Raw genomic sequence first — 25490 nt, forward strand, 5'->3', positions numbered from 1 at the left:
TGGAGGCGTGAAACGGGCGTTGCGAACCCCTCTCAGCTGACCAGTAACGGCGTGCTGGCGACACCGAGTAGAACCAGCAGTAGCGCGGTCATCCGCCAGCGGGGGAAGGTCAGGGAGAGCAGAAATCTTGACAGGTAACTTGATACGGAGCGCATAAAGGACTCTCGTTGAGTGGCGAGGTGCGACTCTACCAGAATTTAGACCAAAGTCGTAGATAATGTTGTGCCAATAACCAACAACCCCGCCGACATGGACTTCACGTCGGCGGGGTCGCAAGCAGTGTCGGGCCAATCACCCGTTGGGTAACGCTCAGGCCGTCAACAGACCATTCAAACGCCGCACATAGGCCGCCGGGTCATCGAGATGGCCACCCTCGGCGATGATCGCCTGGTCCAGCAGAATGCGCGCCAGATCGCCGAAGCCATCCCCTTCGGTACCCTCGAGGCGGCTGACCAGCGGGTGTTCGGGGTTGAGCTCCAGAATCGGCTTGACCTCCGGCAACTTCTGGCCAGCCGCTTCCATGATGCGACGCATCTGGAAACCCATTTCGTGTTCAGGCAGTACCACGCACGCCGGTGAATCCGTCAGGCGGTGTGTGACCTTGACCTCCTGGACATCCTCGCCCAGCGCCTCCTTGACGCGCTTGACCAGGTCCTCCTTGGCCTTGGCGGTTTCCTCCTGGGCTTTCTTCTCCTCCTCGCCCTCGATCTCGCCGAGGTCGAGCTCGCCCTTGGCCACGTCGACGAAGGTCTTGCCGTCGAACTCATTCAGGTGGCTCATCAGCCACTCGTCGATACGATCATGCAGCAGCAGGACTTCGATGCCTTTCTTGCGGAAGATCTCCAGATGCGGGCTGGATTTCGCCGCATTGAAGCTATCGGCGACGATGTAGTAGATCTTCTGCTGACCTTCCTGCATGCGCCCGATGTAGTCGGCAAGCGACTGGTCCTGGGTGGTGCTGTCGGTATGGGTGGTGGAGAAGCGCAGCAGCTCGGCGATCTTCTCGCGATTGGCAAAGTCTTCCGCCGGCCCTTCCTTCAATACGCTGCCGAAGGTATTCCAGAAGGTCTGATAGGCCTCCTTGTCCTTGGCCAGCTTCTTGAGCATGTCCAGACCACGCTTGGTCACCGCGCTCTTGATCTTCTCGACCTTGGGGTCTTGCTGCAGCAGCTCGCGAGAGACGTTCAGCGAGAGCTCACGCGTGTCCAGCACACCCTTGATGAAGCGCAGGTAGAGCGGCAGGAACTGTTCAGCGTCGTCCATGATGAACACGCGCTGCACATACAGTTTCACGCCCCGGGCACCGTCACGCTCATAGAGATCGAAGGGCGCACGACCCGGCACATAGAGCAGGCTCGTATACTCGAGCTTGCCCTCGACCTTGTTGTGGCTCCAGGTCAAGGGATCCGAGAAGTCATGGGCCACGTGCTTGTAGAAGCCCTTGTACTCCTCGTCGGACACTTCGCCCTTGGGGCGCACCCACAGCGCGGTGGCCTCATTGACAGTCTCCCAAGTGGTGGTCTCGCTGCCCTCGATCTCGTTGCCGTCTTCATCCTGGGCGGTCTCGACCTTGGGCATGCGCACCGGCACTTCGATATGGTCGGAGTACTTGCGCACCAGGCTCTTCAGTCGGAAATCGTCGGCGAACTCCTCGGCGTCCGACTTGAGGTGAAGGGTAATCTCGGTGCCATGTACCTCGCGCTCGATGTCGGCGACGCTGAATTCGCCCTCACCCTTGGAGCGCCACTCCACCCCTTCGGCCTGGTCGCTGCCGGCCTTGCGGGTACGTACGGTAATCTCGTCGGCGACGATGAAACCGGAGTAGAAACCGACACCGAACTGGCCAATCAGCCGCGCATCCTTCTGCTGCTCGCCGGAGAGCTGCTTGAGGAATTCGGCAGTACCACTGCGGGCGATGGTGCCAAGGTTGGCGATCACTTCCTCACGGTTCATGCCGACGCCATTATCGCGAACGGTCACCGTGCCGGCCTTGGCGTCATGTTCGATCTCGATACGCAGTTCGCTGTCACCCTCGTACAGCGCATCGTTGTCCAGTGCCGCGTAACGCAGCTTGTCGCAGGCGTCGGCGGCATTGGAAATCATCTCGCGCAGGAAGATCTCCCGATTGGAGTACAGGGAGTGGATCATCAGGTGCAGCAGCTGCTTCACCTCGGTCTGAAAGCCGAGCGTTTCTTCATGAGTGGCTGTGGTCATGTCTGTCGGACCCTCTTTGCGACGTCAGGGTGGCAGCGCCACCGGATTGAACACTGACCTCGATATGGGGCCCGCGAAGGTGATTTCAACCCGCCGGGGTACAGAGCACGAAATGCAATCGCGCGGTGGCCACCGGGAGTGTCTCCTTCTCCTGCCAGGCGGTGACCTGAACGTTGGCCATCCGGCTCCCCTCGCGCAGCAGCCGACAACGGACGAACGTCTCCTCGAACCTTGCCGTTCGCAGGTAATCGATGGAGAAATCGACGATACGGGGCAGGCGTGGCGAACGGGTCGCCATCATCAGGTCCAGGGTCGCCGCGGTCTCCATGAAGGCCGCCACCACGCCGCCATGCAGCGCCGGCAGCAGGATGTTGCCGATATTGCCCTGGTGCGGCTCGAGCCGGAAAAGCAATCCCGCCTCATCAGGGTCCGGTCGTGCCGAGACACCGAGGCGCCGGGCGTAGGGTATCTCGTCAAGCCATGCCTCGACGTCGCCCTCGGCACGCGTGCGCTCGAGCCAATGGATATCATCGAATCCCTCACGCATCGAGCACCTCATCGGCGAACAGCGCCTCGACGAGACCGTGTGGCGTATTGCGGTCACCCAGCCGCGCGAAATTGCCGATACCACGCGCCACCGGCTTTTCAGGCACCTGCCAAAGGGAGCCCTCGGTAAACACCACCGACTCGGTGACCCGCACCACCCGCGCCTCGATGAAGATATCGCGGCCCACCACGGCCGGTCGGTAGTGATCGACCCTGAGGTCGAGCGTCGGGCACACCTCCGGCGCCGGCAAGCCACGCAACACCGCCGAACCGCAGGCGGTATCCAGCAGCATGGTCAGCACCCCGCCATGCACCAGGCCCCGCATGCGATCACCGAGCAGGTCATCGTGCCAGGGCTGCCGCAGGCATATCGATTGCGCGGTAACGTCATGGACCTCGAGTCCGAGTTCACGACAGTGAGGCAGTACCTTGACGAAGCGCGTCAAGGCGCGCCGCCAATCATCCAGGGAAGGGGCCGTACGGGGTGACATCGCATCTCTCGGCAATCAGGGCCAACGAACCGACAATATTAAAACGGTCGACTTAAACTAGCTGTTCGTGCCCGCCATGACAATCCCGCCGACTCAGGGGGCATCCGGACAGGTCGTCTCCCGCCAGCGCCGGTAGTCGGCCAGTGCGTTGTCGACCCGTGTCAGCAACCAGCCCACGATCACCACATCGTCGACAATACCGATCAACACCAGGACATCGGGAATCAGGTCGAGCGGTGACACCAGGTAGGCCGCCGCCGCCGTCATCCACAGCAGTGCAGGCCAAGGCACCGGCCGGTAGCGCCCACGCACCACATCGGCAAGCATCGGCACGAACAGGGCCAGTGCCCGCTTCATCTGGCCAAGCACACGCGCTCTACCCTTCAAGCGTTGCCATATCCACCACCCACGGAATCCTGCCATGCTGCCTCTCCTTTCGATGGCGGTTGATCGCCACGTGTGATCGCCGCCTTCCGATACCATGACCGACCCGACATGAGTGTCTGTCGTTCACGACACTACTCAAGTGCCTCTCCATGAGCGACCATGCGATATCCGTATCATCCCTGCCGCCATCAGGAGAGATTCACATGCCAAGGTTCTTGTCCCTCGCCCCCCGGACACTCCTGTTGACCGCAACGCTTGCTTGCCTGCCCCAGGTCGCCCAGGCCGACGACAGGGCCATGCGCGATGCCCTGGACGCCGCCCGCAATCAGCAGTGGCAGAAGATCGACGAGGCCGCTATCGCCAATCACGAGCTGGCTGGCTACGTGGAATACCACCGGCTACGCGGCCGTCTGCCCCAGGCCGAACCGGGGCAGATCCTCGAGTATATCGAACGCCACGCCGATTCACCGCTGAGCGAGTGGATGCGTGGCCAGGCCATCGCGCGCTATGGCCATGCCGGCCGCTTCGGCAGCCTGCTCGCCGTGGCTGATGGGGTGCCTGATGGCACCGCCCGCCAATGCTACTACTATACCGCGCTACTGGGCTCCGATTTCGAGACCGCGGCCCGCGGGGGGCGCGAGCTGTGGCTCGTCGGACGCTCGCAACCGGATGCCTGCGACACCCTGTTCAACGCCCTGCGCAAGCGCGGTGTGATCGGCGGCAAGGAGATATGGGAACGCAAGATGCTTGCCTGGCAGGCCGGCGAGAATGGCCTTGCCGGCTACCTGGGCCGGCAGCTTGGCAATGACTGGGCGGCCGCCCGCGACGCCGCTGATCTGGTGCAAGGGGACTATGCCGCGATCACCCGCCTGCCCACCTGCATTGGCCCCGGCTGCCAGGCCACCGGGGCCCTGATCGAGGCCACCATGCACGGTTTCACCCGTGCCGATACCGAAGCGGCGCTTGAAGCGTGGCGCAAGGTTGCCCCGCAGGTGACCCTCGACACCCAACGTCGCGACGCCATCGAGCGCGACCTGGCCTTCTATTCCCTGGTGCGAGACGTGCGTCAGAATCGCGGCTGGGCCGATGACGTGACCGCGCGACTTGCCGACCCCGAACTGCTCGAACTGCGCGTACGTAACGCCCTGGCCGAACGCGATTGGCGCGGGGTGATCGATTGGGTGCACCGCATGCCCGACGAGACGCGCAAGGACGAGCGCTGGCAGTACTGGCTCGGCCGCGCCCTCGAGCAACGTGGCGACGCTGCCACCGCCCGCGATGCCTTCGCCGCCGCCGCCCAGGGCCGCAGCTTCTTCGGCTTCGCCGCCGCCGACCGCATTGGCCAACCCTACAACCTGAATCTCGAGCGTAACCATTTCGACGCACAGACTCGCGATGAAGTGACTCGCTGGCCGGTCGTACGGCGCACCGAGGCACTCTATCGAATTGGAGAAAACGGACTTGCCGCCAGCGAATGGTATTCCGCCGTATCACGGGCCACGCCCCGTGAGGCCCGGGCGCTGGCCGACTATGCCGAGCGCCGGGGCTGGCCCGCCAAGCTCGTGCAGACCACCATCACCGGGCAGATGTGGGACGCCCTGGAGTGGCGCTTCCCGGAAGCGTTCCGCGAAGACTTCCTGCACTGGGGGGACATGACGGGGGTGGACCCCTACCTGCTGATGGGCATCGCCCGTCGCGAGAGCGCCTACAACCCGGAGGCATTGTCGCCAGCCGGCGCGCGCGGGCTGATGCAGGTGATGCCGGGCACCGCCACCCAGCTCAGCCGCCAGTTGGGTATCAGCGACCCCGGCCCCTACGGGGTACTCGACCCCGCCCTCAACATCCGCCTCGGCAGCACCTATATCCGCGACATGATGGCGCGTTACCGCGGCAACCGGCTGGCGGCTACCGCCGCCTACAACGCGGGGCCTGGGCGGGTCGACCGCTGGCTTGCCGAAGCCCCCGAGGAGTTCGACCTGTTCGTCGAGAGCATTCCGTTTCGCGAGACCAGGAACTACGTACAGGCGGTGCTGACGTACCGGGCGATTTTCGAGAGCCTGGCCAATGATGGCGACAGCCAGGGTGTGTCGATGCTCAGTCAAGCGGAGAAGACGGTACGCTACGACCGCTCGCTGCTGGCACGCAACTAAGCGCACGAGGTGTCAGTACAGACCGGCCTCGCCTTGCGGGCGTGTCTTGAACCGCCGATGCAACCACAGGTACTGCTCGGGGTGCTTGCGGATGGCGCCTTCGATGAAGGCATTGATCCGCGTTGCATCGGCCATTTCATCGCCGCTTGGGAAATCCGCAAGCGGCGGCAGGTATTCCAGGGTATAGGTGCGGTCGTCAGGGTTGCGATGGAAGATCATCGGTATCACTGGCGCCCCGGTCATGCGAGCGATCTTGGCGGTGAGCTTGACGGTGGCGGCCTCGATACCGAAGAACGGGGCGAACACGCTTGCTGAGGCACCGAAGTCTTGGTCCGGCGAATACCAGACCGCGCGACCTGCCTTGATGCTGCGCACCGCACCCCGCAGGTCACGGCGGTCGATCAGCCGGCCGAAGCTGCGCTTGCGGGCACGGGTCATGAAGCGCTCGAACAGGGGGTTGTCATGGGGCCGATAGACCGCATCCGCCTCGAAGTACAGCGAGTGCAGCGCCCCCCCCATATCCAGCGTCGAGAAGTGCACGCCGATGATCAGCGCTCCCTGGCCGCGGGCCTTGAGCCGCGCCATGTGTTCCTGACCCTTGAAGGTCACCCGGTGGCGAAGATGCTCTGGGTCGCGGCACCAGGCGGTGGCCGTTTCCATGATGCCGATACCGTTGGCAATGAAGGTGTCACGCACCAGCTTGCGTTGCGCGGCCTCATCGAGTTCGGGGAAGCACAGCCGCAGGTTGGTCTCGGTGATATGTCGGCGCCGCTTGACGAGCCGCCAGGCCAGCAGCCCGATGGCCTTGCCGATCCACAACTTGAGTCGCCAGGGCAACCAGGCCGTGACATGCATCAGGCCGATGGCGAACCACACGCGCCAGTAACGCGGGTGGGAAAAGTGGGGGGCAACGTCATCCCTGGCCATGGTGATAGCGCCTCGGTACGCGTGGCAGCACCCCGGTCAACAGGGTGTAGCTGATGGTGTCACAGTAACGGGCGACCTCATCCACCGACAGCACCTCACCATTGGTGGCACGCCCCCACAACACCACATCGCTGCCGATGCCGGCCTCGGGGATGTCGGTGATGTCGACGGTCATCATGTCCATGGATACCTTGCCGGCAAGCCCGGCGCGCATCCCCTCTACCAGCACCGGCGTACCGTCCACCGCATGGCGGTCGTAGCCGTCGCCATAGCCACAGGCCACCACGCCAATACGCGTGGAACGCGAGGTGCGAAAGCGCCCGCCATAACCCACGCACTCCCCTGCCCCGAGTTCACGCACTGCAATGATCTGCGAGCGCAGGGTCATCACGGGTGCAAGCCTTGCGCTTTGCGGCGTGGCAGTCTCGAGAGGGTCGCTGCCATACAGCATCACCCCGGGGCGGTTCCAGGCGCCGTGGGCTTCCGGGCGGGCCAGCGTGGCCGGTGAATTGGCCAGGCACAGCGGCGCACCGAGGCGATCTGCAAGCACGCCAAGCCGCGCCATCTGCTGTGTGAAATAGCCACGGTCGTCGAGATCGGCGGTGGCGAAGTGACTCATCAGGTGCAGATCGCAGGCCTTTCCCGGTGCCGCCTTCAGGCGTTGCCAGACGGCCTCGAGCCGCTCGGGGGCGAAGCCCAGCCGATGCATGCCGGAATCGACCTTGACCCACACCGGTATCGGCAACCTCGGGCGGTAGTCGAGAAGGGCATCCACCTGCCAGTCGCTGTGCACCGCCATCCACAATCCCAGCGCCTCGACCTGGTGAAGTTCACTCGCCTCGAAGATGCCTTCCAGCAGCACGATGGGGGTCCGGATACCCGCCTCGCGCAGGGTCACCGCCTCCTCGATGCAAGCCACCGCGAAGGCCGGGGCCAGATCGAGCAGCGCGCGCGCGCACGCCACCGCGCCATGTCCGTAGCCATCGGCCTTGAGCACGGCGACGGCGCGACTATTCGGGGCCAGGTCCCCGGCGAGTCGGTAATTGTGACGCAGGGCGTCGAGATCGATATCGGCAATCAAGGGGCGAGCCATGTCGGGGTCCTGAAGCGTGACGTGCAAAGGGGCATTATGGCGCGGAAAATCGGTCAATACACGGAAAAAACCACCATAAAAATGGTGGTTTATGGGGAAAACCTACAACCAACAGGCCAAAATCAGTTAGCACCTCTGCTGAATCACATCAAGCCAGATGATCACACTTGCCTGATCATTCGAAAATGGCATCCAGCGACAAGCCTTGCTTGTCCAGCACCCGGCGCAGCTTCTTGAGCGCCTCGACCTGGATCTGACGCACACGCTCTCGGGTCAAGCCGATCTCCTCGCCGACCTGCTCGAGGGTCGCCGCTTCATGCCCGCGCAAGCCAAAGCGGCGCACCACCACTTCCATCTGCTTCTCGGTCAGCTCCGCCAGCCAGTCATCGACATGCTGCTTGACGTCACCATCGACCAACGAGGACTCCGGGCCCAGGTCGTTGTCATCGGTCAGCGTCTCGATCAACGGCTTGTCACTGTCTCCTCCCACCGGATAGTCCACCGAGGACACCCGCTCGTTGAGCCCCATCATCTTCTTGACGGTTTCCACGGGCTTGTCTAGGTAGTCGGCGATCTCTTCGGCGGTCGCTTCATGGTCCAGCTTCTGAGTCAGTTCGCGCGCCGCACGCAGATAGATATTGAGTTCCTTGACCACATGGATCGGCAGGCGGATCGTGCGAGTCTGGTTCATCAGCGCCCGCTCAATGGTCTGCCGAATCCACCAGGTCGCGTAGGTGGAGAAGCGGAAGCCTCTTTCAGGATCGAACTTCTCGACCGCACGAATCAGGCCGAGGTTGCCCTCCTCGATCAGATCGAGCAGCGACAGACCACGGTTCAGGTAACGCCTGGCGATCTTCACCACCAGACGAAGGTTCGATTCGATCATCCGCGAACGGCCGAGCGTATCGCCCTTGCGGGCAAGCCTGCCGTAGAAGACCTCTTCCTCGGGGGTGAGCAGCGGCGAGAAGCCGATCTCGTTGAGGTAGATCTGGGTGGCGTCGTGGCTGTGAGTGTTGTGGCGGTCCTCGCGACTCAACGCCTTCTCGAAGGCCTCCTCATCCGCACTGGCAGCGGCATCGTCGACCTCGTCGATATCCCCCTCCAGTTCGCTGCGATTATCCTCGTCCTTGTCCTCGATCGAGTCGAGATTCACATCCTGAAGGTCCCGTTCAAGCATGCTCATCGATGGCTACCCTGTAGTTGCGTCAGTTGCGTCCAGACGCCGTTTGCCCGTCATCACGAGGATCGGCGCAAGTGATTATTATTGTGTGACTGCCTGGTGGCACATCCGCAGCGACTGGCGGCTCACCCTCGACTCTCAGCGTTGCGGCAAGAACTCGAGTGGATCCTGGGGCTGGCCGTCACGGCGAACTTCAAAGTGCAACCTGACATCCTCCGCATCGCTGTCACCCATGGTGGCGATCACCTCGCCCGCCTCGACCACATCGTTCTCGCGCACATTCAGGCTGTCATTGTGGGCGTAGGCACTCAGGTACTGGTCGTTGTGCTTGAGCAGGATCAGGTTGCCGTAGCCCCTGACACCGCTACCCGCATACACCACGATGCCTGGCCCAGCTGCCTTGACAGGTTGCCCCTTTTGACCGGCGATATCAATGCCGGCGGTGATGCTGCCACCCTCACCGAAACGACTCACCACTTCGCCCTCGACAGGCCACTGCCAGGCGACATCCTCGACCGGTGTATAGCTGCGAGCACCCCGCTCGGCACCACTGCTGCCACCCGCCACAGCGGTACCGGCATCAGGCGTGGCCTCAGGCTCGGCCTCGGGTTGCGCCTGGGGCTCGGGCTCATCTGGCGAGGTATCGGATGGAGCGTCGGCCACGCTCTGGGTTGCCTCGGCGGGCGCTTCAGCGTCATCCGCCGGTTCGTCCTCCCGGGCGCCATCAGCGGCAGGCTCGGTGGCGGCGAGAGTTTCATTCTCGCGACGCTCGGCAAGGTCACGCTCGCTGAGTGAACCGTCGGCTCCCGGTGAATCGTAATCATAGACAGGCCCCGGCCCCTGGTTTTCGCCACTCACCGCATCGGCGCTCTGCATGGCTACCTGGCTGGGGCCTTCCACGCCCTCTTCGAGGGATTCAGCAGTGAGCCGCCGATTACGTTGGATTGCCTCTTCGTCGGGCAGCAACCATTCCATGTCGCCGCTCTGCGTCTGGCCCTGCTGGACGCCCAGCGGTGTCGTGACAACTCCCTGGCTGGCGGTCACCCGAGCGCCATCCTCTTCGGCGGGCTCCTGGCCATTGGGCTTGAGCGCCAGTTGTTGCCCAGGCTGGATCTGGTAGGGCGGGCTGATCCTGTTGAGCCTGGCGAGATCGCGATAGTCCATGCTGTGGCGCCAGGCGATGCCATACAGGGTATCGCCAGGCTCTACCGTATAATTCGACGCCGATGTGCTTTCACGGCTCATGGAGAGGTCGCGTACCTGGACCTGGCTTGCCTGCTCCTGCTGGGCGGCACAACCCGCCATGGCAAGCGCCAGGCCCGACATCATCAATACCTTACGCATCCGAGCCTTCCTCCTTGTTCGACTTCAGCGTGTTTGACTCCAGAGCAGTCGACTCTCGAGTCGCGTTATCTCGCGTCGTGGGTGGTGTGGCCGGGGGGGAAGTGCGTCCGGTGCTGCGGTCGAGCAACAGCACCAGCGCGGCACCCACCAGTGCTAGCCCGATGACCAACGGTAATTGGGCAGCCGACCCGGTGAGCACGGCATAGTCGCCCGGCAACAGATAGCGGTAATCAAGCGGGATCATCTGCCCATCGGGACCCATCTGGTAGCGTACCAGTTCTCGCCATGGCCAGAGTACCGGTAGTGAACCAACGATGAAGCCAACCAGCAGTTGCAAGGTGGCGGTGCGGAAATGCGCAAGCAACCACGAGAGCAGCCGTGAGAACACAAACAATCCCACCAGGCAGCCCATCCCGAACAGCCCGATCAGGGTCAGGTCGAAATCGCGGATGCCCTGCATCACCGTGCCGTAGAGCCCCATGGTCAGCAGCAGGAAGCTTCCCGATACGCCCGGCAGCAGCATGGCGCTGATGGCAATGGCACCCGCCACCATCAGCATCAACCCGGGGTTTCCCAGTTGCGTGACCAACGGCATCAACGATGGCAGGCCATGGGCGAGCAACAGGCCCACCGCCAGCGGCAACACATGCCACCATCGCCAGTCAGCCGGGTGCCTGCAGACCACCACCGCCGAGGCCGCCACCAACCCGAAGAAAAAACCATTGAGGGCCAGCGGATAATCCTCCATCAACCACACCACCAGATGCGCGACACTAATCAGGCTCACCGCAATCCCCGCCAGCAGCGGGACCAGGAAGGTCAGGTTCAGGTAGACCGCAAGCCTGGCAATGCCTCCGCTGCGCAACGCCCCCAGAGCACCGGGGCCGAACTGCTTGATGGTGTGGATCAACTCCTCGTAGATGCCGGTGACGAAGGCGATGGTGCCGCCGGACACGCCGGGTACCGCATCGGCGGCACCCATGCCGGCACCACGCAGGAACAGCCCTAAATGCCGCTTCAACGAATCACTCCTTCAAGCAAAGGGACGAAGCGCACTGATTCCAGGCGCTGCTGATCGAACTCATCACCCTCGCGACGCACCCGCGTCAACCACTGGCGACCCCGCTGGTCGGCAAGCGGGGTGATCAGCACCCCGTTGTCGGCAAGCTGGGCAAGCAACGGGGTCGGCAACTTGCCGGCACAGGCGGTCAGCAGGATGACATCGAACGGCGCCTCCTCACTCCAGCCGTGGCCACCATCGGCCAGGCGCAACCGCGCGTTGTGGGCACCGAGCAGGCGCAAGCGCTCGCCGGCAAGACGATGCAGGGCATTGATCCTTTCGATGGACCAGAGTTCCGACACCAGCCGTGACAGCACCAGAGTCTGGTAGCCGGAACCAGTGCCGACCTCGAGCACCCGGCAAGGGGCTTCCTTGATCACAAGCTCGGTCATTCTCGCCACCATCCACGGCTGCGATAGCGTCTGGCCGTGGCCAATGGGCAGCGAGGTGTCCTCGTAGGCACGGTGCGAAAGGGCTTCATCGAGAAACAGATGGCGCGGCTCGCGCGCCATGACCTCGAGCACACGTGGATCACGAATGCCCTGATCGGCCAGGCGGCCCACCATGCGGTCACGGGTGCGCTGCGAGGTCATGCCAACGCCGCGCAGCAATTCAGGCAGTTGTTCAGGTAAGTGCATCCAACCAACCCTGCACGTCGTCGATGGCTGCATGCCGGGTCAGATCGGTCTGCAGCGGAGTGATGGAGACGAAGCCCGCCTCCACGGCGGCGAAGTCAGTGTCTGCGCCATCATCGGCGTTATCGCCCACCGTGGCGATCCACCAACGCACCCGGCCACGCGGGTCGCGCACCTCCAGCGGTCGCGAGGCAGGGCCGCGATATCCCATGCGTGTGACGCGAAACCCCTGTATCTCGTCCCAGGGCAGGTCGGGCACGTTGACGTTGAGCAGGCTGCGCGGCGGCAGCGACAGCTGGTCGGCCGCCCCCACCAGGCTCGCGGCGACTCGCCCGGCGGTCTCGAAGTGCCGGGTGCCGACCAGCGACATGGCGATAGCCGCCATGCCCAGGTTGCGCCCCTCCATGGCGGCGGCCACGGTACCCGAGTAGAGCACATCGTCCCCGAGGTTTCCGCCGTGGTTGATGCCCGATATCACCAGGTCCGGTTTCTCATCCCACACCCCGTTAACGCCGAGATAAACGCAGTCGGCTGGCGTGCCATCGACACTGTAGAAACCGTTGTCGAGTGACGAGAGCGCGAGTGGGCGGCTCAGGGTCAGCGAATTGCTGGCTCCGCTCTTGTCGCGATCAGGGGCCACCACACGCAGCCTGGCGTGGGGCGACAGGGCGTCATGCAGTGCCCGAAGGCCGGGCGCATGCACACCGTCGTCGTTGGAGAGCAGCAGTCGCCGCATGGTCACTCCTCGTTGTTCGCACCCGTCACAGCGACGGGTGCGCGATCAATTCTCGCAACACCGACGTGGCAAAAGCACCACGTGGCAGGCTGAAAGACAGCCAGAGCTCGTCTTCGCCGGACTCAAGGGTGGGCTCGATCAAACGCAGCCGCAGCGCTCGGCGAGCCATCCTCACGCCGGCCCGCTCGAGCCCGGCGCACAATCCCGGGTAGCCTTGGGCAAGCGCGCGCTCGCAGGCCTGTGCCTCGCCCACTGCCACGGACGTCCCGGTGCCCCATAGTACTCCGGTGGGATGCAGATCGTGACGCGCGGCCCGCGCCTGAATCTCCTCATCCGCCACCTCGGCGGTAAACTGACTGGCGCTACCCTCCAGCATCACCACCTCGCCGGGCAATACCTGGTTCCAGCTCTCATGGCGAACGCGTTCTGCCAGCAATTCATTGAACAGGAAGCTACGCGCCGCCGACAACAACATGCCATCCCGGTCATCGCGTTTGCGCCAGCCGCGCGCCAGCAAAGCGCGGGCACGCTGCAGGTTACGCCCATCGGGGCCGAAACGCTGAGGTCCGAAATAATTCGCCACCCCCTCGTGACACAATCGTTGCCAGCGGACATCGAAACCACTATCACCGACTGCCTCACCCGTGATGCGCAGCGAGAAGCGGTTGGTACGGTGTACGCCGCGCTTGAGCTTGCGCGGGTGACGCCCCTGGTCGAGCACTTGGATGCCACGTTCACCAAGCCTCTCGATCAATGCCTCGGGGGCTTGCCGCCCGGGCAGTTGCACCGACAGCCACTGGCGGGTCACCGCCACGCGATCCTTCATGCCGGAATAACCGACATCGCGAGGCGAGACCTCGCACAGCCTTGCCAGCTCACGGGCCACCATGGCGGTGGTCTGGTCGCGCTTCTCGATGAACAACCACAAGTGCTCGCCCTCCCCCTGAGGAGCGAAATCCAGCGACTCCTCGACGAGGAAATCCTCGGGCCGCTGGCGATAGCTGCCTGCGGGCGGCGCACCGAGGGCGCTATCCAGCACGCGCGGCCAGGCGGCTGGCCAGTGGATGTCATCTAGACGCTCATCCATACGCTTGGCCCCACCCTCCCCCGCGACGGTCATGCTGGCGCCACGCTTGCAGGCACCAACAACACCACGGCCTCGGCGGCAATTCCCTCGCCACGGCCGGTAAAGCCGAGCCGCTCGGTGGTGGTCGCCTTGACGTTGACCGCCCCGCCCTCGACATCCAGGTCGGCGGCTATATTGGTGGCCATGGCGGCGATGTGTGGCGCCATCCTTGGCGCCTGGGCGATCAGCGTGGCATCCAGGTTGCCAACCCGATACCCCGCCTGGCGCACCAACGCCACAACATGGCGCAGCAGCTGGCGGCTGTCGGCCCCGGCGAAGGCGGGGTCGGTGTCGGGGAAGTGCCGCCCGATGTCACCAAGTCCGCAGGCGCCCAGCAGCGCATCGCTGATCGCATGCAGCAGCACGTCGCCGTCGGAGTGGGCAATAAAGCCGTGATCGAACGCAATGGCGACCCCGCCGATCATCAAGTGGTCGCCTTCGCCGAAGCGGTGAACGTCGAAGCCATGACCGATTCGCATCATCTACCTGTTGTCCGGGAAATGCAGTGAGGGATGTCGTTATCGAGATGCCGGGCCTGGGCTGCCAGAATCGATTCGGCCAGCGCCAGGTCCTCGGGATGAGTGATCTTCAGGTTATCACGCCGCCCCGGCACCAAGCGGGGCGCCAGGCCCAGGGCCTCCACCGCCGAGGCCTCGTCGGTCACCTCGATACCCCGCTTGCGGGCATCGACCAGGGCGCGACACAGCACCCCATAGCGAAAGCCCTGCGGCGTCATCGCATGCCACAATCCGGCACGCGGCTCGGTGGCATGCACATATCCTTGGCCATCGTCGCGCTTCATGGTGTCGGCTACCGGGGCGGCCAGCAGGCCACCCACTGGCTCCTCGCCGAGCGCTGCCCGCAACGCATGCAGATCTGCCACGGTGACGCAGGGCCTGGCCACATCGTGCACCAGCACGAGATCCTCGACATGGGCCTCGCAGGCGATAGCATCGAGCGCCTTGATCACCGTATCGACACGCTCGAGGCCACCGGAGGTGCGTCGCCAGTCGCCGAAAGGCACCCAAGCCGGCTGAAAATAGCGGTCATCGTCATCCAGGCACAAGCACAGGCGAGCATCGGGGAAGGCCTGATGCAGGCGCGCCAGGGTTAGTGACAGCACGGGATCACCGGCCAGCGGCAGGTACTGCTTGGGACGTTCGGCGCCCATTCGCCTGCCCTGACCGGCCGCCGGCACCACGAGCCACAGGGCGACGCTCATCGAGCGGCCTCGGTGGCCAGCGCCGCAGCACTGTTGACCACCGGCGGTTGATCGTCGGTAGCGACTCCCGGCACCCAGAAGAACTGCTCGTCGGCGCGCACCATGCCGATGTCGTTGCGCCCACGCTCCTCGATGGCGTCAAGCCCCGTCTTGAGGTCCACCACCTCGGCGGCCAGGCGCGCGTTTCGGTCGCGAAGTGGCTGGTTGGCGGCTTCCAGCACCGCCACACGCTCGCGCACCACAGCGAGTTCGCGAATGCCTCCCTCGCCCCACCACAACCGATACTGCATCAACGCCAGCAGCACCAGCAGCGCCACGGCCAACCACTTGAGCATGCGGACCTTCCATCACGACGGTTCAATGGCCGCCATTATGCCACCAACCGCCGCCACGCTCACGACCTGAAAGGTAACGCCTGCTGTGCAGCGCGACAGTAGGCGCGCACATGCGACCGCTCTTCGACGCAGAAGCGCGCCACGGCATCGCGCAGGCGCGTATCGGCAATGTAATGCAGCGAGGTGAGCAGGCGTGGCGCGAAGCCACGGGCCAGCTTGTGCTCACCTTGGGTGCCGGGGTCGAAGGTGGTCAACCCACGCGCCAGGCAGTGTTCGATGCCCTGGTAGTAACAGGCCTCGAAATGCAGGCAGTCAGCCATCACTTCGCTCCCCCAGTAGCGTCCATAGAGGGTGCGGCTGCCCTGCAGGCACAACGCTGCCGCTACTGGCTGGCCATCGAGCCTCGCCTGCACCAGCAGCAGCGATTCGGGTAGCGTGTCACGCAGGCGCTGGAAGAACGCCTGGTTGAGGTAGGCGTGTCGGCCACGTTCCTGATAGGTGATTTCGTAGCAGCGAAAGAAGTGCTCGAGTGCGGCGGCGTCAATCTGACCGCCCTCCAGGCGATGCAGGGTCAGCCCCTGCTCGGCGACCAGCCGCCTCTCGCGACGAATCGCCTTGCGCCGCTTGGAGGAGAGCGCGGCCAGAAAGCCATCGAAGTCGCCGAAGCCTCGATCTCGCCACTGGAACTGGACACCATGGCGCGCCAGCAACTCAGGGCAAGCCGCTTGCCATTCATCGACCTCGGCCTCCTCGGCGAACAGCAGGTGCCAGCTCGACAGGTCAGCAGACTCCCAGGCGCTTGCCAACACGCCCCGTGCCGCGATTGGATCGACTCCGGGGGCCAGCGCCAGACGCGGACCTGGCGCCGGTGTATAGGGTATCGCCGAGAGCCCCTTGGGATAATAGCGACCACCGGCCCGCTCCCAGGCATCGGCCCATGACCAGTCGAACACATACTCACCGAATGAGTGGAGCTTGTGATAGAGAGGCAACACGCCGACCAGTGCCGCGCCCTGCCACAGGGTCAGGTGTCGCGGCACCCAGCCCGTGGCGGCGCTGACCGAACCGCTCGCCTCGAGGGCATGCAGGAATTCATGACGAATGAACGGGTGGTCATCCCCCACCAGGGCATTCCAGGCAGCGGCGTCCACCGCCTCGATGGCGGGCAGTTCTCGTAACACGAGGTCGGTCATCCGCCCCTCCCGAAGTCAACGCCGGAACTTGCTAGCAACAATTACTACCAGACACTACTACCAGACCTGCTACCAGACCCCGCTACCAGACCCCGCTACCAGACCATGTTCCCATAACTGGCTAACAGAACTGACCGGCAACCGATTACCACCTGACAACCGGCCAGCTTAGCGCCTACATTGTGCCCAGACCCCACGCCAACCGCCATCCCTGCGAGACAGGACCAGCCGATGACCGATGCCCAACCTTCACCACCCTCCTGACCGCTGCCCATGCCACCAAACATCCAGGTAATAAAACTACAAAATCACCAAAATTGCGCGTAGCATAGCGCCAGAGTCGGTAAAATTTTTGTTAAACTTACTATTAAATTCTCGATGCCGAGGTGCCCCATGGCTAGCCCAACTCCCGCCCTGAACGCCACCGTCGCCAACGTCACGCAACGCATCCGTGAGCGTAGCGCCGAGCGCCGAGCGCTCTATGAAAGCCGCATGGCCGATCAACATCAGCGCGGCGTTCATCGAGGCGAGCTTTCCTGCGGCAACCTGGCCCATGGGTTTGCCGCCTGCGGCAGCGAAGACAAGAATCGCCTGAAGATGATGAACAGTGCCAACCTGGGCATCATCTCGTCCTACAACGACATGCTCTCGGCACACCAGCCGCTCGAGACCTTTCCTGCCACCATCAAGGAAGCGGCTCGCGCCATGGGCTCCACCGCCCAGTTCGCCGGCGGCGTACCCGCCATGTGCGACGGGGTGACCCAGGGCCAGCCCGGCATGGAACTCTCGCTGTTCTCGCGCGACGTGATCGCCATGGCCACCGCCGTGGGCCTGTCCCACAACATGTTCGACGCCGCCCTGTATCTTGGCGTGTGCGACAAGATCGTTCCGGGGCTGTTCATCGCCGCGGCGCGCTTTGGCCACTTGCCTGCCATGTTCGTGCCCGCCGGCCCCATGCCCAGCGGCCTGCCGAACAAGGAAAAGGCACGCATCCGCCAGCTGTTCGCCGAAGGCAAGGCGAGCCGCGAGGACCTGCTCGAGGCCGAATCGGCGTCCTACCACAGCCCCGGTACCTGTACCTTCTACGGCACCGCCAACTCCAACCAGTTGATGATGGAGATGATGGGCCTGCACCTACCGGGCACGTCCTTCGTCAACCCCGGCACCGGCATGCGCGAGGCGCTGACCCGATATGCCACCGAGCAGACCATCCGCAACACCGAGGCCGGCGGTGACTACCGTCCGTTCTACAAGCAGATCGACGAACGCGCCATCGTCAATGCCGTGGTCGGCCTGCTGGCGTCCGGCGGATCCACCAACCATACGCTGCACCTCGTCGCCATGGCCGCGGCGGCCGGCATCACCCTGACCTGGGAAGATTTCACCGACCTCTCCGCAGTGACGCCGAGCCTGATGCAGGTCTATCCCAACGGCCAGGCGGACATCAACCACTTCCAGGCCGCCGGCGGCATGGCCTACCTGTTCCGCGAGCTGATCGGAGCCGGGCTGATCCACGCCGACATCCCCACCGTGTTCGGCACCGACATGACCGCCTACACCCAGGAGCCGTTCCTGGAGGATGGCAAACTGGTGTGGCGCGAGGGCGCGAGCGCGAGCCTGGATACCGATGTGCTGCGCGGTGTCGCCGACCCGTTCGCCCCCACTGGCGGCCTCACCGTGCTCGAGGGCAACCTGGGACGTGGCGTGATCAAGGTCTCGGCGGTGGCCGAGGAGCATCGACTGGTCGAGGCACCGGTCAGGATCTTCGAGGACCAGAACGAGATGAAGGCAGCCTTCGAATCCGGCGACCTGGACCGTGATGTCATCGTCGTGGTGCGTTTCCAGGGGCCCAAGGCCAACGGCATGCCCGAGCTTCACAAGCTGACGCCCTATCTCGGCGTGCTGCAGGACCGTGGCTACAAGGTGGCGCTGGTCACCGACGGGCGCATGTCCGGCGCTTCGGGCAAGGTACCCGCGGCCATCCACATGAGCCCCGAAGCCCTCGATGGTGGCCCGCTGGCCAAGCTCAAGGACGGCGACATCGTGCGCCTCGACGCCAATGCCGGCACGCTCGAGACCAGAGTTGACGCCCACACCTGGGCCGACCGCGTGAAGCATGTCGCCGAACTGGACCACTACCATGTGGGCCTTGGCCGCGAGCTGTTCGGCGGATTCCGCCACCTGGCGATGCGTGGCGAGGAAGGCGCGGGCGTGTTCGGTGGCTTCGAAGCCGACGACCTGGCCCGTCAGGCCGGCCAGATTCACGACGAGGATGCGTGAGACACTACCCAAACAGGAACATCGCTTCACGCATAGCAAGGAGTGCCGGGGACAGGTCGTAGAGGGGATCCTACGCCAGGGATGGCGTCGGTAGCGCCCAGGGAGGGGTTCACAGCGCCCCCTCTTAGGCCTGTCACCGGAGCAGTTGCGAGCGATTCACCATCCGCCACAGCCCTGACGGCCAGAAGAGACAGATTGACGATGACTCGACCCGCACTGATCGGCGACATCGGTGGCACCAACGCACGCTTCGCGCTGGTGACGCCGGGTGCCTTCGAGCCCCATGACATCCTGAGCCTGCCCTGCGCCGAGTATCCGGGGCTGGTAGAGGCGGTTGACGACTACCTGACACGGGTCGGCGCGGTGGGTAATGCCGCCCCCCATGAGGCGTGCCTGGCCTTCGCCTGCCCGATCCGCGGTGATCAGGTGACGATGACCAACAACCACTGGACCTTCTCGCGGGCCGAGGCTCAGGCGGCTCTCGGGCTGACCCTGTTCAAGGTGATCAACGACTTCACCGCCCAGGCGCTCGGCGTGCCCCATGTGGCCGAACAGGACCTGGTGGAAGTGCAGCCTGGGCAGGCGATTCCCCACTCGGCGCGCCTGGTGATCGGCCCGGGCACCGGGCTCGGCGTGGCCGGGCTGTTTCCCGGCCGCCACGCCTGGATCCCGCTGCCCACCGAGGGCGGCCACGTGACCTTCGCCGCCACCGATGAGCGTGAGCAGAACCTGCTGCGCCACTTCCGCAACCGTTATGGACGTGTCTCGGTGGAGCGCCTGCTGTGCGGGCAGGGACTGCTCGACCTGTACCTGGCCCACTGCTCGCTGAAGGGCGCCAATCCCGCCTACGCGACCCCCGCCGAGGTCACCCAGGCCGCAGAGCACGACCCAGTGGCGCGTGATACCCTGCTGCGTTTTCTCAAGATCCTCGGCGATGTGTGCGGCGATGCCGCCCTGACCATCGGCGCACGGGGCGGGGTCTACCTGTGTGGCGGCATTCTGCCAAGGTTGCTCGACTGGCTGCCGCAGAGCCGCTTTGGCGAGGCGTTCGCCGCCAAGGGCCGGATGAGTGCCTACACGGCGGCGATCCCCGTGCAGGTGGTCACCGCGCCCTGGGTGGGTCTGCTGGGCGCCGCCGAGGCCCTGCACAACGAAGAGGTCGAGTGACCCGACGCCTCGGGTCCCACCGCTAAAGGAGATGGCATGATTCCCGCTAGCCTGCGAGCACTGCTTGACGAGACCCGCGGCCAGCGCCGCGCCCACTGGGAAGGCCGCGAGGTGTGGCTTGCCAACGAGGCCTGGGGCGAACTTGCGGTATCGCTGCAGGGCGCCCAGGTGCTGCACTTTCTACCTTTCGCGCCCACCCCCGCGCGAGCTGAAGGCTCCTTACCGTCGCCCGAAGACGCGACAGCTGAAGGCTCTCCTTTTGCGCCCGAAGACGCGCGCGCTGAAGGCTCCTTACCGGCGCCCGAAACCGCGCCCGACGACGCGCGAACACGCACCAGCACCTCGCCCCCTGACCAGGGCGACGAAGCGCTGGTGGCCGGTGGCTGGTTGTGGGTAACGCCGACGCCCCAGGCGCTGCCCGGGGCGATCCGCGGAGGTATTCCGCTGTGCTGGCCGTGGTTCGCAGACGAGAATACCGCCGATGAGACGCCGGATCGTTCAGGCCCGCTGCATGGCCCGGCGCGCAAGGCCCCGTGGCGCTTGGATGCGGTGGACGAGCACGAGGAAGGCGTGGAACTGCATCTCACTCCAGAAGAGCGGCTGCATACCCAGCTCGCGCCTCGCGCGGTGATCCAGGCCAATGCCCGGCGCCTGCACGTGGAGCTGATCACCGAGCATACCGGCGAGACGCCGGTGAAGATCACCGGCGCCCTGCACAGCTATTTCGCGGTCAGCGATGTGCATGCCTGCCGTGTGGAGGGGCTCGCCGGTGCCCGCTACCTGGACAAGCTGGCCGGTTTCGCCGAGCGTGAACAGCAAGGCGAGCTTGGCGTGCGTGGCGCATTGGATCGCATCTACCACAGCAATGCCGAAGTCGTGCTCGATGATGGCCGCCGGCGCCTGCGCATCGCCCGCCAGGGCAGCGATTCGGCGGTGGTTTGGCATCCGGCCGACGCCCTGCCCGCGGACACCCCGCCGGATGCCGGCCGCCATTATCTTTGCGTGGAGGCCGCCAATACCCGCCTCGACCCGGTGTGGCTGGTGCCTGGCGCCCAGCACCTGCTTGGCACCACGATCTCCCTCGACACCGCCAGCGGAGACGACGCATGAGCCTGCCGCACTTCGAGGTGTCGTTCCTGCTTGGCATGATGCGCCTGCATGAAGTGCCCGAGCTGCATGACCCGATGCGTCTGGCCGACTGGATCGAAGCCCGCCTCGACGAGGGCCTCGACGGCTTCGATCACGCCGATATCTACGGCGACCGGCAAGGCGAGGCACTGTTCGGAGAGGCACTGCGACGGCGCCCCGGGCTCGCCGGCAGGCTCAAGGTAGTCAGCAAGGCCAGCATCGTGACGCCCGAGCGGGATACCTCGCCGCTGGGCATCAAGCATTACGACAGTACCCCTGACTACCTCACCGCCAGCATCGATGCCTCGCTTGCGCGGCTCACCGTCGATCGGCTGGATGTCTTCCTGTTGCATCGCCCCGACCCATTGATGGACGCCGAAGCCACCGGCCGCGCCCTGGACGACGCCATCGCCGCCGGCAAGATCGCAAGCGTCGGTATATCAAACTTCGCCCCCGAGCAGTGGCGACGCCTGCAAGCCAACATGCACCACCGCCTGTGCAGCCACCAATTGCAACTCTCGCTTGCCCACAGCGAGCCGCTGTTCGATGGCAGCTTCGATGCACTGGTGGGCGATGGCCTGACGCCCATGATCTGGTCGCCGCTGGGAGGTGGCAGGGTGATGACGGGACCGGCCCGGGAGCTGTTGCTGGAACACTCCCGCTCACTGGGGATCAGCCCCGCGGGCCTGGCGCTTGCCTGGCTGCGTGCGCTACCCGGGCGCCCACTGCCGGTGATCGGCAGCCTCAGGGCCGAGCGCATCGCCACGCTCAAGGACGACGCCACCGCAGCACTGCCACGCGCGACCTGGTATGCGCTGCTCGAGGCGGCGAGGGGTCACGAAGTGGCTTGAAACGCCGCACGTGTAGCCAGGGGCAGCGATGCACGATCGGCATCGACATCAACAACGACCAGCCAGCATGGCTATCGAGGACACTCCATGACGCCTATCATCGCCTTCGGCGAAGCACTCGTCGACATGCTATCAAGCCATCTTGGTGACCAGCGTGGCGACCAGCCAGAGACCTTGCCCCCCGAAGTGTTTACCCCTTATGCCGGCGGTGCCCCCGCCAACGTGGCCGTGGCTTGTGCACGCCTGGGCGTACCGAGCCGCTTTCTCGGCATGCTGGGCAACGATCATTTCGGTGATTTCCTGGCCCGCGAACTGGCCGCCCACGGCGTCGATATCAGCGGCATGGTCCGCACCCGCGAGGCGCGCACCGCGCTGGCCTTCGTCTCACGGGATGCCGACGGCGAGCGCACCTTCGACTTCTACCGGCCACCCGCCGCCGACCTGCTCTACCGCCAGGAGCACCTGCCGGCCGGCGTATTCGCCGACCCGGTGATCCTGCACCTGTGCACCAACAGCCTGACCGAGCCGGCCATCGCCGAGACGACGCTCGCCATGGCCGAAATGGCGCGCCGCGCGGGTTGCCTGGTCAGCGTGGATGCCAACCTGCGCCACAATCTCTGGGAAGGGGGCGCGGCCGATATCAGCCTGGTGACCCAACTGCTGGACGGCGCAGAACTGCTCAAGCTCTCCCAGGACGAACTCGACTACCTGCGCGCCGACCATCCGGAAGATTCTTGGTTAAACGAACGACTGGCGGCCGGCGTCAAGGCCATTGTCATCACCTCCGGGCCCGGCGCCGTGAGACTGCTGGGCGTGGGCACCGAGACGCGTGTCACCCCGCCCAGCGTGCAGGCGGTTGACACCACCGCCGGCGGCGACGCCTTCATCGGTGGGCTGCTGGCCGAGCTTGCCGAGCATACCGCCCAGGTGGGCCTCGACGGCGACTGGCACCGCGACCGCGACTTCCTGGCCCGCGCCGTGGACACCGCCTGCCGGTGTGGCGCCCACGCGGTCACCCTGCCCGGCGCCTATGTCTCGCTGCCCACCCGTGCCGACTTGCAGGCGCTGAGAGGCTGACGCCAAGGAAGTGCGCAACATGCCGGCATCAACCTCTGGGCCCCATCGTCACAGCGATGAACCCGCTCGTTTGAATTCCGGCCGCAAAGCACGATAGAGGGCCTTGAATCGCTCGAATTGCGCCGCATGGCGAGCCGACCGCTCGGGCCTGGGCTCGAAAACGGTGTCCACCTCCGGCGGGGTGCAGACGTGCTCCGCCGGTTCACCCGTCGATGCCATTCTGGCCAGGCGGGCAGCGCCGAATGCGGGGCCCCGCTCGCTGTCCCGGTATCTCACCAACGGGCGGTCGATGATGTCGGCGAGGCGCCGCAGCCAGAAATCGCTGCGTGATCCGCCACCGATCACCGCCAGCCGCTCGATCGGGGTTCCCGCGCTTTCGATCACGTCGCGCGCTTCCCTCAAGCTGTAACCGACACCATCGAGTACCGCCAGCACGACATCACCCGGCTGGCTGGCCGGGGTCAAACCAAACAGCACGCCACGGGCGTGGGGATCGTCATGGGGGGTACGCTCTCCATTGAGGTAGGGCAGGAACAGGAGTCCTTCCGAATGCTCTCCCTCACCACTGTCCCGTGCGGCACGTTCGGCTTTCGACAGCGCCGTCTCGATTGAGAGCCCCAGCAATTCGGCCACCCAGGACAACGCACTCGCGCCATTGAGCATCGCCGCCATCTGAAACCAGCGCCCCGGCAGGGCGTGCGCGAAAGCATGCAACACGGATTCGGGTGCCGGGCGATATCCGTCGGCGGTCACGAACATCTGGCTTGACGTCCCCAGGGTCAGGAAGGCGCTGCCTTCGTGGATCGCGCCAATTCCCAATGCACCAGCCGCGACATCACCGGCACCGCCGGCGATCCTCACCGCACTCGGAATTCCCCAGCGGCTGGCGAGTCGCTCATCCAACCAGCCGGCGTGCTGTGTTCCTTCGACGAGCCTGGGAAGAACATCCCGAGTGATACCACAGCAGGCCAATACCGCGTCGGACCAGTCGCGCTGAGCTTGATCGAGCAGTTGAGTGCCGGCCGCGTCGCACATGTCGGTCACATGCTCGCCGCTTAACCGCCAGCGCACATGGTCCTTGGGCAACAGAAGATGACGGGCCGATGCCAGGGAATCGCGTTCATGCGCCGCCAGCCACAACAACTTGGCGGCCCAGAAGGCCGGCATGGGAGAAACCCCAGTCAACTGCCCAAACTCGGGCAGGCGCTCTTCGAGGCGTCTGCATTCCCGGTCGGCACGCTGATCATTCCACAGAATGGCGGGCCTGACGATCCTGCCCGCCTCGTCCTGCAGGACGAGTCCATGCATCTGGCCGGAAAGGCCAATTGCGGCGACGCGTGAAACGCCTTCAGGGGATTGGCGACGCAGATCGACCACCACCTCTTCTACCGCCTGCCACCACACGTCCGGCGACTGCTCCGCAAAACCTGGCCGCGGGTGATCGACGCCATAGGCGCGGGACGCACTGGCAAGACACTGCTGCTCGCCGTCCACCAGTACGCCTTTCACCGCAGATGTGCCGATATCCAATCCCAGGTAAGCCACTTGTGTCAGTCTCATGCCGCCCTCGGCGCGGAATGCCAGGCGATTCGTTCACCGCTTTCGGCATCGAGGTTCGAAAGGGGTTCGTCGAACAGGAAGACCTGCAGATCGTGGACAAAGGCTCGCCCCATGGCAACACGCTGACGCTGCCCCACGGATAGTTCACGAGGGTAGCGCTGCAAGAGCGGCCCAAGGTTGAGAATGCCAGTGGCATTGTCGACCTTCTCGTCACCAAAGCGCTTCTGAACATTGTCGAGGGTAATATTCGCCATCTTGTCTTATCCAACTTTGGTCTAATGGTTGTCATGATGTGCCAAACCTGACTTCATGACGAGCCGATCAATCAATACTTTAGTATAAGCCCTGCTTTAATAGAGTAACCGTAGCACTTTGGACACCACGGTCGAGGCAGGAGGCCCAGCCAATGAATGACCGTCGGAAAAGCCAACTCATGCTCGGTGGCCAGTATGCCGGGCTGACATTGTGGTCGATGGCTGCGGTCTCTGGAAACTGTTCTGGAGTATTTCGCTGCCGGTGGTGAGGCCCGGGCTCAATGCTCTGGCGATCCTGGTGTTCATCATGTCCTGGAACGAGTACCTGTTCGCGCTGTTCCCGGCTGGAAGCTACGCACAAGCGCTCACTGTCGGCATCACTCGCTTAATGGGGGGTGTCGAAGCGGGGGCGCAATACGGGGTGATCGCCGCCTATGCCAGCCTGATCATGCTCCCGGTGATCATCTTCGCCCTGGTGGCCAACCGCTATATCGTGACCGGCATGACCGCGGGTGCCGTCAAGGGGTGACCCTG

Annotated in this window: 25 protein-coding genes and 1 pseudogene; 7 read left to right on the top strand and 19 right to left on the bottom strand. The window is 64.5% G+C overall.

Going from position 1 to position 25490, the window contains the following annotated elements; all coding sequences use genetic code 11:
* Positions 1-32: 32 nt before the first annotated feature.
* The 5 genes from C6V82_RS18345 to C6V82_RS10200 all read right to left on the bottom strand — a co-directional run bounded on the left by C6V82_RS18345 (position 33) and on the right by C6V82_RS10200 (position 3674).
* Positions 33-155, bottom strand: a complete 123-nt coding sequence (locus tag C6V82_RS18345; protein WP_268248448.1) for a hypothetical protein — start codon at positions 153-155, stop codon at positions 33-35.
* Between the two features lie 154 nt (positions 156-309).
* Positions 310-2214: a molecular chaperone HtpG gene (htpG, locus tag C6V82_RS10185; protein ID WP_102588301.1), complete on the bottom strand. Its 1905-nt coding sequence runs from the start codon at positions 2212-2214 to the stop codon at positions 310-312.
* An 85-nt stretch (positions 2215-2299) separates the two neighbouring features.
* Positions 2300-2761, bottom strand: a complete 462-nt coding sequence (locus C6V82_RS10190; RefSeq protein ID WP_102588300.1) for a PaaI family thioesterase — start codon at positions 2759-2761, stop codon at positions 2300-2302.
* On the bottom strand, positions 2754-3251 hold the full coding sequence (locus C6V82_RS10195; protein WP_102588299.1) for a PaaI family thioesterase: 498 nt from the start codon (positions 3249-3251) through the stop codon (positions 2754-2756). The genes C6V82_RS10190 and C6V82_RS10195 overlap by 8 nt, the downstream gene beginning before the upstream one ends.
* Before the next feature lie 93 nt (positions 3252-3344).
* Entirely contained in the window at positions 3345-3674 is a 330-nt protein-coding gene (locus C6V82_RS10200) for a YkvA family protein (RefSeq protein ID WP_102588298.1), read from the bottom strand.
* A gap of 167 nt (positions 3675-3841) precedes the next feature.
* Here C6V82_RS10200 and C6V82_RS10205 point away from each other — a divergent pair, with 167 nt between their 5' ends.
* Complete coding sequence (locus C6V82_RS10205; RefSeq protein WP_102588297.1) at positions 3842-5788, top strand: transglycosylase SLT domain-containing protein; 1947 nt, start codon at positions 3842-3844, stop codon at positions 5786-5788.
* Between the two features lie 12 nt (positions 5789-5800).
* Here the strand turns inward: C6V82_RS10205 and lpxL are convergent, their stop codons facing one another.
* The 12 genes from lpxL to C6V82_RS10265 form a co-directional block, all read right to left on the bottom strand.
* A complete protein-coding gene (gene lpxL / locus C6V82_RS10210) occupies positions 5801-6715 on the bottom strand; it encodes an LpxL/LpxP family Kdo(2)-lipid IV(A) lauroyl/palmitoleoyl acyltransferase (RefSeq protein ID WP_102588296.1) in 915 nt (304 codons plus the stop codon).
* Positions 6702-7808, bottom strand: a complete 1107-nt coding sequence (alr, locus tag C6V82_RS10215; protein WP_102588295.1) for an alanine racemase — start codon at positions 7806-7808, stop codon at positions 6702-6704. Before alr ends, lpxL begins: the two co-directional genes overlap by 14 nt.
* Before the next feature lie 175 nt (positions 7809-7983).
* Positions 7984-8991, bottom strand: coding sequence for an RNA polymerase sigma factor RpoS (rpoS, locus tag C6V82_RS10220; RefSeq protein ID WP_102588294.1), 1008 nt, complete (start codon positions 8989-8991; stop codon positions 7984-7986).
* Between the two features lie 135 nt (positions 8992-9126).
* Positions 9127-10332, bottom strand: coding sequence for a peptidoglycan DD-metalloendopeptidase family protein (locus C6V82_RS10225; protein WP_102588293.1), 1206 nt, complete (start codon positions 10330-10332; stop codon positions 9127-9129).
* Positions 10325-11353 (bottom strand): DUF368 domain-containing protein, encoded by a 1029-nt coding sequence (locus tag C6V82_RS10230; protein ID WP_102588292.1) that lies wholly within the window; start codon positions 11351-11353, stop codon positions 10325-10327. The genes C6V82_RS10225 and C6V82_RS10230 overlap by 8 nt, the downstream gene beginning before the upstream one ends.
* Positions 11350-12030 carry a protein-L-isoaspartate(D-aspartate) O-methyltransferase gene (locus C6V82_RS10235; protein WP_102588291.1) on the bottom strand — a complete coding sequence of 227 codons (681 nt, stop codon included), beginning with the start codon at positions 12028-12030 and terminating at the stop codon, positions 11350-11352. The genes C6V82_RS10230 and C6V82_RS10235 overlap by 4 nt, the downstream gene beginning before the upstream one ends.
* Positions 12017-12763 carry a 5'/3'-nucleotidase SurE gene (surE, locus tag C6V82_RS10240; RefSeq protein WP_102588290.1) on the bottom strand — a complete coding sequence of 249 codons (747 nt, stop codon included), beginning with the start codon at positions 12761-12763 and terminating at the stop codon, positions 12017-12019. The genes C6V82_RS10235 and surE overlap by 14 nt, the downstream gene beginning before the upstream one ends.
* Before the next feature lie 25 nt (positions 12764-12788).
* On the bottom strand, positions 12789-13850 hold the full coding sequence (gene truD, locus C6V82_RS10245) for a tRNA pseudouridine(13) synthase TruD (protein ID WP_102588372.1): 1062 nt from the start codon (positions 13848-13850) through the stop codon (positions 12789-12791).
* A gap of 29 nt (positions 13851-13879) precedes the next feature.
* Complete coding sequence (gene ispF, locus C6V82_RS10250) at positions 13880-14368, bottom strand: 2-C-methyl-D-erythritol 2,4-cyclodiphosphate synthase (protein ID WP_102588371.1); 489 nt, start codon at positions 14366-14368, stop codon at positions 13880-13882.
* Complete coding sequence (ispD, locus tag C6V82_RS10255; RefSeq protein WP_102588289.1) at positions 14368-15111, bottom strand: 2-C-methyl-D-erythritol 4-phosphate cytidylyltransferase; 744 nt, start codon at positions 15109-15111, stop codon at positions 14368-14370. Before ispD ends, ispF begins: the two co-directional genes overlap by 1 nt.
* The gene (ftsB, locus tag C6V82_RS10260; RefSeq protein WP_102588288.1) at positions 15108-15446 is read right to left on the bottom strand and encodes a cell division protein FtsB; all 339 of its coding nucleotides are present in this window, start codon (positions 15444-15446) and stop codon (positions 15108-15110) included. The genes ispD and ftsB overlap by 4 nt, the downstream gene beginning before the upstream one ends.
* 59 nt (positions 15447-15505) lie before the next feature.
* Positions 15506-16639, bottom strand: coding sequence for a GNAT family N-acetyltransferase (locus C6V82_RS10265; RefSeq protein ID WP_102588287.1), 1134 nt, complete (start codon positions 16637-16639; stop codon positions 15506-15508).
* A 393-nt stretch (positions 16640-17032) separates the two neighbouring features.
* On the opposite strand from C6V82_RS10265, the gene edd reads away from it, so the two are divergent.
* The 5 genes from edd (at position 17033) to C6V82_RS10295 (ending at position 23142) form a co-directional block, all read left to right on the top strand.
* Positions 17033-18919, top strand: a complete 1887-nt coding sequence (gene edd / locus C6V82_RS10270; RefSeq protein WP_102588286.1) for a phosphogluconate dehydratase — start codon at positions 17033-17035, stop codon at positions 18917-18919.
* A 201-nt stretch (positions 18920-19120) separates the two neighbouring features.
* Positions 19121-20086 (top strand): glucokinase, encoded by a 966-nt coding sequence (gene glk / locus C6V82_RS10275; RefSeq protein ID WP_102588285.1) that lies wholly within the window; start codon positions 19121-19123, stop codon positions 20084-20086.
* Positions 20087-20122: 36 nt separating this feature from the next.
* Positions 20123-21196 (top strand): D-hexose-6-phosphate mutarotase, encoded by a 1074-nt coding sequence (locus C6V82_RS10285; protein ID WP_180978282.1) that lies wholly within the window; start codon positions 20123-20125, stop codon positions 21194-21196.
* Complete coding sequence (locus C6V82_RS10290; protein WP_102588284.1) at positions 21193-22065, top strand: aldo/keto reductase; 873 nt, start codon at positions 21193-21195, stop codon at positions 22063-22065. The genes C6V82_RS10285 and C6V82_RS10290 overlap by 4 nt, the downstream gene beginning before the upstream one ends.
* 87 nt (positions 22066-22152) lie before the next feature.
* Positions 22153-23142, top strand: coding sequence for a carbohydrate kinase family protein (locus C6V82_RS10295; RefSeq protein WP_102588283.1), 990 nt, complete (start codon positions 22153-22155; stop codon positions 23140-23142).
* Between the two features lie 48 nt (positions 23143-23190).
* Here C6V82_RS10295 and xylB read toward each other — a convergent pair whose 3' ends face one another.
* Together xylB and C6V82_RS18290 are read right to left on the bottom strand one after the other, a co-directional pair.
* Entirely contained in the window at positions 23191-24702 is a 1512-nt protein-coding gene (xylB, locus tag C6V82_RS10300; protein WP_102588282.1) for a xylulokinase, read from the bottom strand.
* A gap of 41 nt (positions 24703-24743) precedes the next feature.
* Positions 24744-24908: pseudogene (locus C6V82_RS18290) on the bottom strand (ATP-binding cassette domain-containing protein); the annotation flags it as partial.
* Positions 24909-25167: 259 nt separating this feature from the next.
* Here C6V82_RS18290 and C6V82_RS10310 point away from each other — a divergent pair.
* On the top strand, positions 25168-25485 hold the full coding sequence (locus C6V82_RS10310) for an ABC transporter permease family protein (RefSeq protein WP_219908166.1): 318 nt from the start codon (positions 25168-25170) through the stop codon (positions 25483-25485).
* Positions 25486-25490: the final 5 nt, after the last annotated feature.

Source organism: Halomonas urumqiensis (genome assembly GCF_003028575.1).
GTDB lineage: Bacteria > Pseudomonadota > Gammaproteobacteria > Pseudomonadales > Halomonadaceae > Halomonas > Halomonas urumqiensis.